Genomic DNA, 15,759 nt, shown 5'->3' on the forward strand with positions numbered 1-15,759 from the left:
TCAGGAGGTGTGGGGGCGGTCGGCGCGTTGCAGGCGCCCGGCGACGACTCGGCCGATCTCGGTGAGGGGGCCGGGGCGCGTCATGTCGTGGTGGCCGCAGGCGACGGGACGTACGTCCAGGTGACCGCCGACGTACGGCGTCCACGAAGCCGGGTCCGGCGCGTCCGCCCCAGGATCCGGTTCGGCGGTGAACAGCAGGACATCACCGTCGAAATGCCGGGGAACGAACTCCCTCTGCAGACGGGCGTGACGGGCGGCGATGCCGGGCCACGCCCGCAGCGTGTGCGGCGGGATGCCGCTGAGGGGCGCGCCCTCGCGCCGCAGCACCTCGCGGGCCGTCTCCGCGTCCACCGGGCCGCCGTCCGCGAGGCCGGGCGCCTCGTGACCGAGGAAGCGCAGCAGCCCGGCGAGGACGTCGCCGTCCGTCCACTCCTGCGAGGGGGGCCCGTCGGCTTCGGCGGACCGTGCGGCGAGGGTCGCCTCCGGCGGGTAGGAGTCCAGCAGGGCGAGCAGCGCGACCTCCTCACCCGCCTCGCGCAGCCGCACCGCCATCTCGTGGGCCACCAGGCCGCCGAAGGACCAGCCCAGCAGGTGGTACGGGCCTTTGGGCTGGACGGTGCGGATCCGCGCCAGGTAGTCCTCGGCCGTCTCGCCCATGGACGCGGGCGGTTCCTCCGCGCGGGCCAGCCCTCTGGCCTGGAGCCCGTACAGGGGCCGGTCGTCGCCGAGGGGGCGGAGCAGACCGGCGTACGGCCAGCTCAGTCCGGCCCACGGGTGGACGCAGAACAGCGGCGGCCGGGTGCCCGTGGTGCGCAGGGGCAGCAGCACCTCCAGGGCGCGCGTGGACTCCTCGGCCCCGTTCCCGGTACCCCGCCCGTCGCCGGTGCGCAGCAGACGGGCCAGCGCCTCGGGGGTGGGCGCGTCGAACAACGAGCGGACGCCCAGGGCGGGTGAGGTACCGGCGGTGGTGGCCGAGCGGATACGGCCCAGCAGCCGGACCGCGAGCAGCGAATGCCCGCCCAGCTCGAAGAAGCTGTCCCCGGGACCGACCCGCTCCACGCCGAGCACCTCGGCGAACAGCTCGCACAGCAGCCGTTCCTCGGCGTCGCGCGGCAGGCGCCCGCCGCCGGACGCGGTGAACGAGGGCTCGGGCAGCGCCCTGCGGTCCAGCTTGCCGTTCACGGTGAGGGGCAGGTCCGGCAGGGTGACGACGGCCGAGGGCACCATGTACTCCGGGAGGCGGTCCGCGACGTGACCCCGCAGCAGGGCCGGCTCGACGGAGGCGGAGACGGGAGCCGGACCGGCGGCGGGCACGGCGTAGGCGATCAGCCGTGCCCCGCCCCGCCCGTCGGACCGTACGACGACGGCGGCGCGGGCGACGCCGGGGTGGGCGCGCAGGACCGCCTCGACCTCGCCCGGTTCGATCCGCACCCCGCGCACCTTGACCTGCTGGTCGGCGCGGCCCAGGTACTCCAGGACACCTTCTCCGGCCTCCGGCCCGGGGTACCCCCGGGTGCGCCAACGGACCAGGTCACCGGTGCGGTACATGCGTCCACCACCGGCGCCGTCCGGGTCGAACGGGTCGGCGACGAAGCGTTCGGCGGTCAGCGCGGGCCTGCCGTGGTAGCCGCGCGCCAGCTGCACCCCGGCGAGGTACAGCTCGCCGGTGGCCCCGGGCGGCACCGGACGCAGCGCGGCGTCCAGGACGTACACCCGGGTGTTCCAGACCGGCCGGCCGATCGGCACGGGGCCCGGGGCGTCCGGCTCGCAGTCCCAGTGGGTGACGTCCACGGCCGCCTCCGTGGGGCCGTACAGGTTGTGCAGCCGCACCTCGGGCAGCACGGTGTGGAAGCGGGCCGCGAGGTCGGCGGGGAGTTCCTCGCCGCTGCACACCACCCGGCGCAGTCCGGTGCACCCGGCCGCGGCGGGCTCGTCGAGGAACGCGCCGAGCATCGACGGCACGAAGTGCACCGTCGTCACCCCTTCCGCGCGTATCAGCTCCGCGAGGTGGGCCGGGTCCCGGTGCCCGTCGGGCCGGGCGACGACCAGGGCCGCGCCGGTGATCAGCGGCCAGAACAGCTCCCACACCGACACGTCGAAGCCGGTCGGCGTCTTGTGCAGCACCCGGTCCTCGGCGGTGAGCCGGTACGCGTCCTGCATCCACAGCAGCCGGTTGACGACGGCCTCGTGCGAGACGGTGACGCCCTTGGGCCGGCCGGTGGAGCCGGAGGTGTGGATGACGTAGGCGGGGTTGCGCGGGTCGGGAGCGGATGCGGGGGCGGGTGCGCACGCCCCGTCGTCATCGACGGCGTCCACGACGAGGACGGGCGCGTCGCCGACGGGCAGGGCGGACCGTGCCGCCACCGCCCCGGTGACCAGGATTCCGGCCGGTTCGGTGTCCTCCAGCAGCAGGGCGACGCGTTCCGCCGGGAGACCCGGGTCGACGGGCACGTACGCGGCGCCCGTTTCCAGGACCGCCAGTAGGGCGACGACCAGGTCGGCGGAGCGGGGCACGGCGACCGCGACACGGGTCTCCGGTCCGGCTCCGGCCCGGCGCAGGCGGTCGGCCAGCGCGGAGGTGCGGGCGGCCAGCTCGGCGTAGGTCAGCCGCTGCGTGTCGTGGACGACGGCCGGCGCGTCCGGTGTACGGGCGGCCTGGGCGGCGAACAGCCCGGGGAGGGTGGCCGGCGCGACGGGCACCGCCGTGTCGTTCCACCGGGTGAGAACCCGTTCGCGTTCCTCGTCGCGGAGGACGTCGAGGGCCGCCAGTCTCCGGCCGGGACCGGCGGAGAACTCCCGCAGCAGCAGGCCCAGCCGGTCCGCCAACGCGGTCACGGCCGCGTGGCCGAAGCGGGCCCGCTGGTAGCCGAGGCGGAGGGTGAGGGCACTGTCGTGAGCTCCCTGGGTGACGATGAGGCTCAACGGGTAGTGGGTGGCGTCCCGGCCCTTCACCCCGGTGAGCCGCGGCCCGGAAGCGCCCGCGCGCGGGGCGAACGACTCCCGGTGGACGGGGTAGTTCTCGAAGACCACGAGGGTGTCGAAGAGGACGGGGTGGCCGGACAGGCGTGTGACCTCGCTCAGACCGAGGTGCTGGTGGGCCATCAGGGACGACTGCCTGCTCTGGAGCCCGGTGAGCGTCTCCAGGACGGTCGCCCGTGGGTCCAGGGCGACCCGGACCGGCAGGGTGTTGATGAAGAGGCCGACCATGGACTCGACCCCGGCGACCTCCGGCGGGCGGCCCGCGACCGTGGCGCCGAAGACGACGTCGTCACGGCCCGTCATCCGGGACAGCAGCACCGCCCAGGCCCCCTGCACCAGGGTGTTGACCGTCAGGCCCGCCTCCCGCGCCAGCCGGTGCAGGGCCGCGACCGTGCCGGAGGGCAGGTCCAGCGCCACGTGGCCGGGTTCGGCCGCGGGCGCGTCCGCCGCCCCGGGAGCGAGCAGCGTCGGCTCGTCCAGTCCGGCCAGCTCGGCGGTCCAGGCGGCACGCGCCCCGTCCCGGTCCTGGACGGCGAGCCAGGCGAGGTAGTCGCCGTACGGGGTGACCGCGGGCAGTCCGGCCGCCGAGCCCCGCGACGTGTACAGCGCGAACATCTCGCGCAGCAGCACGGGCATGGACCAGCCGTCGAGCAGGATGTGGTGCGGCGTCAGGACGAGACTGTGGCGCTCCTCGCCGAGCTCGACCAGCGCTATGCGCAGCAGCGGAGGCCGCGACAGGTCGAACCGTGCCGACCGCTCCTCCTCGGCGACGCGGTCGCGCCGGACGGCCTGCTCCGTTGCGGGTGTGCCGGTCAGGTCCACGGTGCGCCACGGAAGTTCGGGATCGCGCACGACGACCTGGACGGGGGCGCCGGTGGCGTCGTCGTGCACGAACCCGGCGCGCAGGTTGGCGTGCCGGCGCAGCAGCGCCGTCCACGCCTCGCGCAGGACCTGCGCGTCCAGGGGGCCTTCCAGGTCCAGTACGAGCTGGGCGGTGTAGACGTCGGTGCCCTGGGCGTCGTACAGCGCGTGGAACAGGAACCCCTCCTGGAGCGGGGAGAGCGGGAGGACGTCCTCCAGGCCGGGGTAGGCGGCCTCCAGGTTCTCCACCTGGTGCTGGGTCAGGGGCACGAGGGGGAAGTCGGACGGCGTGTGGCCGCCGTGCTCCGCGCCCGTGTCCGCGAGGCTCTTGAGGGCCCGCAGCCACCGTTCGGCCAGGTCCCGCACCTCCGCCTCGTCGAGCAGCTTCCCCGCCCACGCGAACGTCGCCGACAGCACCGGGCCGTTCGGACCGTCGACCGTGACGGCGTTGACGTCCACGGCGTGCGCGAGCGGCGTGGCCGGATCGGTCTCGGGTCCCCCTGGCTGTGCGACCGGCGACCAGTCGGACGCGGCGGACGGGGAGGCGGACGTCGTCGGGGTGCGCCCGAGGTAGTTGAAGCCGACCTGGGGCCGGGGGAGACCGGCGAGCGCGGGCGCGGTGCCGGCGTTGAGGTGGCGGAGGAGGCCGTACCCCGTGCCGTCGCCGGGGACCGCCCGCAACTGCTCCTTGACCCGCTTCACCGCGTCCGCCGGGTCGTCCCCGGAGCCGGTGACGTCGAGTCGTACGGGGTGGACGCGGGTGAACCAGCCCACCGTGCGCGACAGATCGACGTCCGCCCGGCCGGTGTCACGGCCGTGGCCCTCCAGGTCGATCAGGACTCCGCCCTCGGCATCGGCGCCGCGCGCCTCGCGCCACTGGCGCACGGCGAGGGCCAGCGCGCCCAGCAGGACGTCGTCGACGCCGCCGTGGAAGGCAGCGGGGACGGACGACAGCAGCGGACCCGTGTGCGCACCGGGCAGCGTCACCGTCAGCCGCCGTGCCGTGCCGGCGGTGTCGCACGCGGGGTCCAGGCCGCGGTTGCCGAACGTCGGCCCGCCGCTCCCCAAAACATTTTGCCAGTACGGGAGTTCAGCGCTGACCCGCGGGTCCTGCGCTTGCTCGCGGAGCAGTCTTGCCCAGCGTCGGAACGATGTGCCCACCGGGTCGAGCCGCACCGGCTCACCGGCCGCCACCGCTTCCCACGCCTGCCGCAGGTCCGGCACCAGGATGCGCCACGACACCCCGTCCACGGCGAAGTGGTGCACGGTCAACAGCAGTCGGCCGGAGTCCTCCGGCCCCGCGTCGAACCACACCGCCTGCACCATCACGCCCGACTCCGGCGCCAGCCGCGCCACCGCCGCCCGCGCCTCCTGCGCCATGTCGGCATCGGCCAGGGACACGCGGCGCACGCACCGGGCGGCGTCCACGGACCCGCGCTCACCCACCTCCAGCGCCCAGACCGCGTCCGCGGGAATCCGCAGCCGCAGCGCGTCGTGGTGGTCGAGCAGTGCCTGCACGGCCGCCGTGAGCCGCTCCCGGCCCAGCCCCGGCGGGACCTGGAGCAGCACCGACTGCTGGAAGCCGGCCGCCGTGCCCCGCCAGTCCCGCAGCCAGCGCATCACCGGAGTCGGCTCCACCGGGCCCGTGCCGTCGTCCTCGGCGGTGTCCGCCGGTTCCTCGCCGGCGGTGCGGCAGACCTTTGCGAGCGCGGCCGGCGTCCGGTGTTCGAAGACGTCGCGCGGGGTGAGCACCAGACCGGCCCGCCGTGCCCGGCTGACCAGCTGGATCGACATGATGCTGTCCCCGCCCAGGGCGAAGAAGCCGTCGTCCACGCCCACACTGCCGAGGCCCAGTACCTCCGCGAACAGCGTGCACAGGGTCCGCTCCGCGGGAGTGCGGGGTGCGCGTCCCGCGCCCGCCGTGCCGGTGAAGTCGGGCACGGGCAGAGCCGCGCGGTCGAGCTTGGCGTTCGAGGTGATCGGCAGCGCGTCGAGCAGGAGGATGTCGGAGGGGACCATGTACTCCGGGAGTCGTTCGGCGAGGGCCGCCCGGAGCGTGCCGGGGTCGGGGACGCGGCCCGGCTCGGGCACGACGTAGCCGGTGAGGTGTTTGGCGCCGGAGGGTGCCTGGTGCACCAGGACGACGGCGTCGGCGACTCCGTCCTGCCGGCCCAGGACGCCCTCGATCTCGCCGGGTTCGATGCGGAAGCCGCGGATCTTCACCTGCTGGTCGGCGCGGCCGAGGAAGTCCAGCGCTCCGTCCGGTGTCCAGCGCACCAGGTCTCCGGTGCGGTACATGCGGGTACCGGCCGGTCCGAACGGGTCGGCGACGAAGCGCTCCGCGGTCTGCGCGAACCGGTTCAGGTAGCCGCGGGCCAGCGCGTCACCGGCGATGTACAGCTCCCCGGGCGCGCCGGGCGGCACCGGACGCAGCCGGCCGTCGAGCACATAGGCGCGCATGCCGTCGCGGGCGCGACCGATGGGAACGCTGCCCGGCACCAGGGCCGCGTCGCGCAGGGTGTGCTGGGTGGCGAACAGGGTGATCTCGGTCGGGCCGTAGATGTCGGTGACGACCGTGTCCGGGCACGCGGTCAGGACACGCCGCACGGACGCCGACGAGACCACGTCTCCGCCGGTCAGCACCTCGCGGACGCCCGCCAGGCAGCCGGGGTCCTCCTCCGCCACCACGCGGAAGAGGCCGGCCGTCAGCAGCAGCGAGGTCACACCGTGGGTGCGGAGGGTACGGGCGACGGTGGGGACGTCGAGGTCACCGGGCGGTGCGACGACGACCTCGCCGCCGCCGAGCAGGGGCATCCACAGCTCATAGGTGGACGGGTCGAAGCCGTACGGCGAGTGCAGCAGCACCCGGTGCGGGCGCGCGTCGGCACCGGACGCGGCACCAGTGCTCCAACGGCGGTCGGTGGCCAGGCTCACCACCCCGCGATGGGTGATCTCCACGCCCTTCGGTTCACCGGTGGAGCCGGAGGTGAACATCACGTAGGCGGCGCCGTCCGGCAGGACGCGCGGGGCGGGGGCCTGGGCGGCTGCCTCCTCCGGTCGGTCGTCGGCGCCGATCACGACCTCGTGCTCGATGCCGGGCAGCCTGTCGGCGGCCGTACTGCCGTCCGTGATCACGACGCGGCACCCGGTCAGCCGTGTCATCGAGGCGAGCCGGGCCTCGGGCAGTTTCCCGTCGAGGGGCACGTAGGCCGCTCCGGCCTTGAGCACGGCGAGGACCGCCGTCACGATCTCGGGCGAGCGCTCCATCAGCAGCGCGACCCGCTCCTCCGGGACGACTCCCAGGGACAGCAGCCGCGCCGCGAGCCGGTCCGCCCGCTCGTCCAGTTCGCGGTACGTGCGCACGCCGCCGTCCCAGCGGACGGCCACGGCCTCCGGCGTACGCGCCACCTGCGCGGCGAACACCTCGACAACGCTCGTCGCGGGTCTCACCGAGTCCGCGTCAGCGTCGTTCCAGTCGGTCAGGATGCGGTGCCGCTCCTCGGCCGTGAGGACCTCGACGGTGCCGGACGGGCGGGCGGGGTCGTCGGCGAGCGTCCGGAGCAGGGCGAGGAACCGTCCGGTGAGCGTGTGCGCGGCCTCCTCGGTGAGGAGGTGCGGCATGTAGTGGAGCCGCAGCCACAGTCGGTCGTCGTCGCGGAGTCCGGCGGCGAGGGTCACCGGGTAGTGGGTCGCGTCGTGGACCTTCGACCCGCTGACGGCGAGGCCGGAGGAGGGGACGGTCCCTTCGGCGACCGGGTAGTTCTCGAAGACGACGAGGCTGTCGAAGAGCCGCGGCAGGCCGGACAGCCTGTTGATGCGGCTCAGGCCGACGTGCTGGTGGGCCAACAGCTTCGACTGGGCGTCCTGGACGCGCAGCAGGAGGTCGGCCAGCCGTTCGGCCGGATCGAGGACGACCCGGACCGGGAGGGTGTTGATGAACAGGCCCGCCATGGACTCGATGCCGGGTATCTCCGGCGGACGGCCGGAGACCGTCGTGCCGAAGACCACGTCGTCGCGGCCGGTCAGCCGGGACAGCAGCAGCGCCCAGGCGCCCTGCACCAGGGTGTTGACCGTCAGGCCGCGGTCGCGCGCCAGCCGGCGCAGCGCCGTCACGGTCGGCGCGGGGAGGTCCGCGCCGATCCTCGCGGGCACGCCGGGTGCGCCGGCGACATCGGTCGGGGCGTCCGGGACCAGCAGGGTCGGCTCCTCGACCCCGTCGAGCGCGTCCGCCCAGGCCCGCTCGGCCGCCTGCCCGTCCTGGGCGGCGAGCCAGGCGAGGTAGTCGCTGTAGGGAGTCGGCGGCGGCAGTTCCGCGCCGACGCCACCGGCGTACAGGGTGAAGAGTTCCTTCGCCAGGACGGGCACCGACCAGCCGTCGAACAGGATGTGGTGGTTCGTCAGCACCAGGCGGTGGCGGGTGTCTCCCAGGCGGAGGAGGGTGAGGCGCATGAGCGGTGCCCGCGCCGGGTCGAGGCGCTGTGCGCGTTCCTCGGCGGCCGTCCGGCCGGCCTCCGCCTCCGCGTCCGCCTCGGGCAGGGCGCGCAGGTCGACGGTCCGCCAGGGCAGTTCGGGGTCGCGGACGACCACCTGGACGGGCACGCCGGCCGTGTCGGGTACGAACGCGGCCCGCAGGTTGGCGTGCCGGCGCAGCAGCGCCGTCCACGCCTCGCGCAGCGTCGCCCCGTCCAGCCGCCCTTCCAGATCGAGTTCGACCTGGGCGGTGTAGACGTCGGTCCCCTCGTGGTCGTAGACGGCGTGGAAGAGCAGGCCCTCCTGGAGCGGGGAGAGCGGCAGGACGTCCTCCAGGCCGGGGTAGGCGGCCTCCAGGGTCTCGACCTGCTCCTGGGTGAGCGCCGGTACCAGGGGGAAGTCGGACGGCGTGTGGCCGCCGTTCTCCGCGCCCGTGTCCGCGAGGATCTCCAGCGCCCGCAGCCACCGCTCGGCCAGGTCCCGCACCTCCGCCTCGTCGAGCAGCTTCCCCGCCCACGCGAACGTCGCCGACAGCACCGGCCCCCCGGGGCCGTCCTTCGCGATGGCGTTGATGTCAAGCGCGTGCGGCAGCGGCGTCGTCGGACCTTCGAGGCCGCCCGGCCGGTCGAGCGGCGTCCAGTCGGCCGCGGATCCCGGGGATGCCGAGGACCCCGAGGACGCAGACACGGAGACCGTGCGGCCCAGGTAGTTGAAGCCGATCTGGGGCTCGGTGAGCGCGGCCAGGACGTCCGCGGTGCCGGCGTTGAGGTGGCGCAGCAGACCGTGGCCGAAGCCGTCGCCGGGGACCGCCCGCAACTGCTCCTTGACCCGCTTCACCGCGTCCGCCGGGTCGTCCCCGGAGCCGGTGACGTCGAGTCGTACGGGGTGGACGCGGGTGAACCAGCCGACGGTACGGGAGAGATCCACGTCCGCGCCGACGCGGTCGCCGTCGCGGCCGTGGCCCTCCAGGTCGATCAGGACTCCGCCCTCGGCATCGGCGCCGCGCGCCTCGCGCCACTGGCGCACGGCGAGGGCCAGCGCGCCCAGCAGGACGTCGTCGACGCCGCCGTGGAAGGCGGCGGGGACGGACGACAGCAGCGGTGCCGTGCGGGCCCCCGGCAACGTCACCGTCAGGTGGCGGGCGGTGGCGGTCGTGTCCTGCGACCGGTCCAGCGGGCGACGGCCGAGCGGAGGCTCGTCGGCGTCCGCCATGTCCGTCCAGTAGGGGAGTTCCGCCAGCAGCGCCGGGTCCTGCGCCCGCTCGGTGAGCAGTCGCGCCCAGCGTCGGAACGATGTGCCCACCGGGTCGAGCCGCACCGGCTCGCCGGCCGCCACCGCTTCCCACGCCTGCCGCAGGTCCGGCACCAGGATGCGCCACGACACCCCGTCCACGGCGAAGTGGTGCACGGTCAACAGCAGTCGGCCGGAGTCCTCCGGCCCCGCGTCGAACCACACCGCCTGCACCATCACGCCCGACTCCGGCGCCAGCCGCGCCACCGCCGCCCGCGCCTCCTGCGCCATGTCGGCATCGGCCAGGGGCACGCGGCGCACGCACCGGGCGGCGTCCACGGACCCGCGCTCACCCACCTCCAGCGCCCCGTCCGCGTCCGCGGGAATCCGCAGCCGCAGCGCGTCGTGGTGGTCGAGCAGTGCCTGCACGGCCGCAGTGAGCCGCTCCTGGCCCAGCCCCGGCGGGACCTGGAGCAGCACCGACTGCTGGAAGCCGGCCGCCGTGCCCCGCCAGTCCCGCAGCCAACGCATCACCGGAGTCGGTTCCACCGGGCCCGTGCCGTCGTCCTCGGCGGTGTCCGCCGGTTCCTCGCCGGCGGTGCGGCAGACCTTTGCGAGCGCGGCCGGCGTCCGGTGTTCGAAGACGTCGCGCGGGGTGAGCACCAGACCGGCCCGCCGTGCCCGGCTGACCAGCTGGATCGACATGATGCTGTCCCCGCCCAGGGCGAAGAAGCCGTCGTCCACGCCGACCCGTTCGACGCCCAGCACGTCCGCGAACAGGTCGCACAGCACTGCCTCCCGCTCCGTGCGGGGCTCCCTGCCCCGGCCCGCCTCCTCCGGGCGCGGCACCGGCAGGGCGGCCCGGTCCAGCTTCCCGTGCCGGGTCAGGGGGAGTTCGTCCAGGACGAGCAGGGCGCCCGGGAGCGCGTACTCCGGGAGTCGTTCGGCGAGGGCCGCCCGGAGCGTGCCGGGGTCGGGGACGCGGCCCGGCTCGGGCACGACGTAGCCGGTGAGGTGTTTGGCGCCGGAGGGTGCCTGGTGCACCAGGACGACGGCGTCGGCGACTCCGTCCTGCCGGCCCAGGACGCCCTCGATCTCGCCGGGTTCGATGCGGAAGCCGCGGATCTTCACCTGCTGGTCGGCGCGGCCGAGGAAGTCCAGCACTCCGTCCGGTGTCCAGCGCACCAGGTCTCCGGTGCGGTACATGCGGGTACCGGCCGGTCCGAACGGGTCGGCGACGAAGCGCTCCGCGGTCTGCGCGAACCGGTTCAGGTAGCCGCGGGCCAGCGCGTCACCGGCGATGTACAGCTCCCCGGGTGCGCCGGGCGGCACCGGACGCAGCCGGCCGTCGAGCACATAGGCGCGCATGCCGTCGCGGGCGCGACCGATCGGCACGGTCGGCGGGACCGCGTCCCGGTTCTCCATGGTGTGCGCGGTGGCGTACACGGTGATCTCGGTCGGGCCGTACGCGTCGGTGACCACGGTCCGGGGGCAGCGCTCCAGCACCCGGCGCACGGTGGCGGCCGTGACGACGTCGCCGCCGACCATCACCTCGCGGACGCCGGCGAGGCAGCCGGGGTCCTCCTCCGCCACCACGCGGAAGAGGCCGGCCGTCAGCAGCAGCAGGGTGACACCGTGCTCGCCGACCGCCCGCGCGATGGCCGCCACGTCCGGGTCACCGGGCGGGGCCACCACGATCTCCCCGCCGTTCAGCAGCGGGACCCACAGCTCGCAGGTGGACGGGTCGAAGCCGTACGGCGAGTGCAGCAGCGTCCGGACCGGGCGCCCGGCGTCGAACGCGGTCGTCCAGTGGCGGTCGGCGGCCAGGCTCACCACACCGCGGTGGGTGGCCGTCACGCCCTTCGGCTCGCCGGTGGAACCGGAGGTGAACATCACGTAGGCGGCGCCGTCCGGGTGGGGGCGCACGGCGGCCGGAGGGTGGTGCGGGTCCTCGTCGGCCACCGTGACGAAGTGGTCGGCGCGAGGCAGCAGGGCGGGTGCCGTGTCGCGGTGGGTGCCGTCCGTGACGACGACCGACGCCCCGGTCTGCCGCAGCATCGTGTCCAGCCTGGCCGGGGGGAGGTCGGGAGCGAGGGGCACGTAGGCCGCTCCGGCCTTGAGCACGGCGAGGACCGCCGTCACGACCTCGGGCGAGCGCTCCATCAGCAGCGCGACCCGCTCCTCCGGGACGACTCCCAGGGACAGCAGCCGCGCCGCGAGCCGGTCCGCCCGCTCGTCCAGTTCGCGGTACGTGCGCACGCCGCCGTCCCAGCGGACGGCCACGGCCTCCGGCGTACGCGCCACCTGCGCGGCGAACACCTCGACAACGCTCGTCGCGGGTCTCACCGAGTCCGCGTCAGCGTCGTTCCAGTCGGTCAGGACGCGGTGCCGCTCCTCGGCCGTGAGGACCTCGACGGTGCCGGCGGTCCGGTACGGCTCGTCCACGAACGTCCGCAGCACCCGGACGAACCGGTCGGCGAGCACGCGTGCCTCCTCCTCGCCGAACGCGGTGGGCGCGTACTCGATGCGCAGGGACACCCCCTGTTCGTGCGGTGCCGCGAGCAGCATGAGCTGGTAGTGGGCCGCCTCACGGGTCTCCGCGCGGGTGAGGACGAGGGGCGTGCCGGTGAGGGCCGTGGCTTTCTCGTCGACCGGGTAGTTCTCGTAGACCATGGCCGAGTCGAACAGGCGGGGCAGTCCGGCGAGACGCTGGATGTCGCTCAGTCCGAGGTACTGGTGGGCCATCAGGTCGGCCTGCTCGTCCTGGAGGCCGCGCAGCAGGTCCTCCAGGGTCCGGTCCTGGTCGAGCCGTGCCCTGACGGGCAGGGTGTTGATGAACAGGCCCGCCATGGTCTCGATGCCGGGTACCTCCGGCGGACGGCCGGAGACCGTCGTGCCGAAGACCACGTCGTCGCGGCCGGTCAGCCGGGACAGCAGCAGCGCCCACGCGCCCTGGAGGACCGTGTTGACGGTGAGCCCGCGGGACCTGGCGTACGTGACGAGGCGGGAGGCCAGGCCCGGCGGGAGCTCGGGGTGCACCCGTTCGGGGCGTGCGACCGGCGCGGTCCGGTCGGGGGCGGCGGGCGCGGCGAGCGTGGGCTCGTCCACCCCGTCCAGGGCCCGGGCCCAGGCGGTGCGCGCGGCGTCACGGTCCTGTGCGGCCAGCCAGCTCAGGTAGTCGCCGTAGGGGGTGACCCGGGGCAGCGCGACCGCCACGCCCCCGGCCGCGTACAGGGCGAACAGGTCCCGCGCCAGGACGGGCACCGACCAGCCGTCCAGCAGGATGTGGTGGTGCGTCAGCACGAGCCGGTGGTGCTTGTCGCCGAGTCGGAGCAGCGCGGCCCGCAGCAAGGGCGGGCACGCGGGGTCGAAGCGCTCGGCGAGCTGCGCGTCCGCGATCCGGTCGCTCTCGGCGGCCTGCTCGGGCTCGGGCAGGGCGCTCAGGTCGGCCGTGAGCCAGGGGAGTCCGGGAGCGCTGACGATCACCTGGACCGGGGTCTCCGTGACGTCGTGGACGAACGCGGCCCGCAGGTTGGCGTGCCGGTCCAGCAGCGCCGTGCAGGCGGCCCGGAGCGCGTCGGCGTCGAGGGGTCCTTCGAGGTCGAGGCAGAGCTGCGGGGTGTAGACGTCGCTCTCGCCGCCGTCGTAGACGGCGTGGAAGAGCAGGCCCTCCTGGAGCGGGGAGAGCGGCAGGACGTCCTCCAGGCCGGGGTAGGCGGCTTCCAGGGTCTCGACCTGCTCCTGGGTGAGCGTCGGCACCAGGGGGAAGTCGGACGGCGTGTGACCACCGGTCCCGGTGTCCGTGCCCAGGTCCGCGAGGGTCTCCAGCGCCCGCAGCCACCGCTCGGCCAGCTCCCGCACCTCCGCCTCGTCCAGCAGCCCGCCCGCCCACGCGAACGTCGCCGACAGCACCGGGCCGTCCGCACCGTCGACCGCGACCGCGTTGACGTCGAGCACGTGCAGCAGAGGTGTCGCCGGATCGGTGCCGGCGCCGAGGCCGTGCGCGTCGTCGGCCACCCTCCAGTCGCCGTTCTCCGAAGCCGACAACGACGTGCTCGTGCGGCCCAGGTAGTTGAAGCCGATCTGCGGCCGGGCGCAGTGCGTCAGGAGCGGGGCCGTCTGCGGGTTGAGGTAGCGCAGCAGTCCGTGGCCGGAGCCCTGGCCGGGCACCCGGCCCAGCTGTTCCTTGGCCTGCTCGGCGGCGCCCACGGGGTCGTCGCCCGTGACGTCGAGCCGTACGGGGTGGACGCGGGTGAACCAGCCCACCGTGCGGGAGAGGTCCACGTCCGGGCGGTCGCCGTCGCGGCCGTGGCCCTCCAGGTCGATCAGCACCCCGCCCTCGGCCCCGCCGCCACGGACCTCGCGCCACTGGCGCACGGCGAGGGCCAGCGCGCCCAGCAGGACGTCGTTGACGCCGCCGTGGAGGGCCGCCGGGACGGACGACAGCAGCGGGCCCGTGCGCGCCCCCGGCAGTGTCACCGTGAACTGCCGCGCCGTGGCCACCGTGTCCTGCACGGGGTTCAGCGGGCGGCCGCCCAACGGCGGCTCCGGGGCCGCGAACGTGTCGGTCCAGTACGGCAGCTCCTCCAGCAGCGCCGGGTCCTGCGCGCGCTCGCCGAGCAGGGCCGCCCAGCGCCGGAACGACGTGCCCACCGGGTCGAGCCGGACCGGCTCGCCGGCCGCCACCGACTCCCAGGCCTGCCGCAGGTCCGGCACCAGGATGCGCCACGACACCCCGTCGACCGCCAGGTGGTGCGCCACGATCAGCAGCCGGCCGGAGTCCTCCGGCCCCGCGTCGAACCACACCGCCTGCACCATCACGCCCGACTCCGGCGCCAGCCGCGCCACCGCCGCCCGCGCCTCCTGCGCCATGTCGGCATCGGCCAGGGACACGCGGCGCACGCACCGGGCGGCGTCCACGGACCCGCGCTCACCCACCTCCAGCGCCCAGACCAGTCCGCCCGCCGTGCGGGTCAGCCGCAGCCGCAGGGCGTCATGGTGGTCGAGCAGTGCCTGCACGGCCGCCGTGAGCCGCTCCCGGCCCAGTCCGGCCGGGACCTGGAGCAGCACCGACTGGTGGAAGGCGTCGACGGGGCCGCGGCGCTCGCGCAGCCGGTGGACGATCGGGGTGAGCTCGACGGGTCCGGTCCCGTCGTCCTCGGCGCGCACGGCCGGCCGGTCGTCCTCGCGCCTGCCGACCCGCGCCAGCTCGGCCACCGTCTGGTGGGTGAAGACGTCGCGCGGGGTGAGGACCAGACCGGCCCGCCGCGCCCGGCTGACCAGCTGGATCGACATGATGCTGTCGCCGCCCAGCGTGAAGAAGCCGTCGTCCGCGCCCACGTTCCGGGCGTCGACGCCGAGCAGCTCGGCGAAGATGCGGCAGAGGGTCTCCTCGTCCGGGGTGCGCGGCCCGCGTCCTGCGTCCGCCGGACCGGCGGGGCCGGGCACGGGCAGAGCCGCGCGGTCCAGCTTGCCGTTGGGTGTGACGGGGAGCGCGTCGAGCACCATGACCTCGGCGGGGACCAGGTACTCGGGCAGGCTGTCGGCGGCCCGGCGGCGCACCTGTCCGCCGTCCAGGGTGCGGCCGGGCTCGGGCACGACGTACCCCACCAGGCGCTTGCCGCCGCCCGCAGGAGCCTCATGGGCCACGACCACGGACGCGGACACACCGTCCTGCTCGCCGAGCGCGGCCGCGGCCTCGCCCGGTTCGACGCGCACGCCGCCCACCTTGACCTGGTCGTCGACGCGGCCCAGGTACTCCACCACTCCGTCCTCGGTCCAGCGGGCGAGGTCGCCGGTGCGGTACATCCGGGAACCGGGCGGGCCGAAGGGGTCGGCGACGAAGCTCTCCGCCGTGGCGCCGGGACGGCCGAGGTAACCGCGGGCCAGCTGGGCACCGGCGATCCACAGCTCGCCCGAGGCGCCCGGCGGTACGGGCTGGAGGGCCGCGTCGAGGACGTACAGGCGGGTATTGCCGACCGGATGGCCGAGCGGCGGCGGGCCCTCCGGGTCGGCCGGGCAGCGCCACCAGGTGACGTCGATGGTGGCCTCGGTGGGGCCGTACTGGTTGAACAGGGCCACGCCCGACGCGCCGAGGGTGCTGTGGAAGCGCCGCACGAGGTCGGCGGGCAGGGCCTCGCCGCCCGAGAACACCCGGCGCAGGCCGGTGCACTCGGCGGCGCCCGGCCGGTCGAGGAAGGCACGCAGGACGGTCGGCAC

General features: G+C 75.1%; 1 protein-coding gene (cut by a window edge). It reads right to left on the bottom strand.

Features of this window, described 5'->3' with window-relative positions; genetic code table 11:
- On the bottom strand, nt 1–15,759 hold the 3' portion of the coding sequence (locus tag ACWH4W_RS21495; protein ID WP_473077339.1) for a non-ribosomal peptide synthase/polyketide synthase. The gene runs 13,170 nt beyond the window's last position; only the last 15,759 of its 28,929 coding nucleotides appear in the window; its start codon lies off the right edge, out of view; the stop codon is at nt 1–3.

Source organism: Streptomyces sp. DSM 120436, assembly GCF_055778765.1.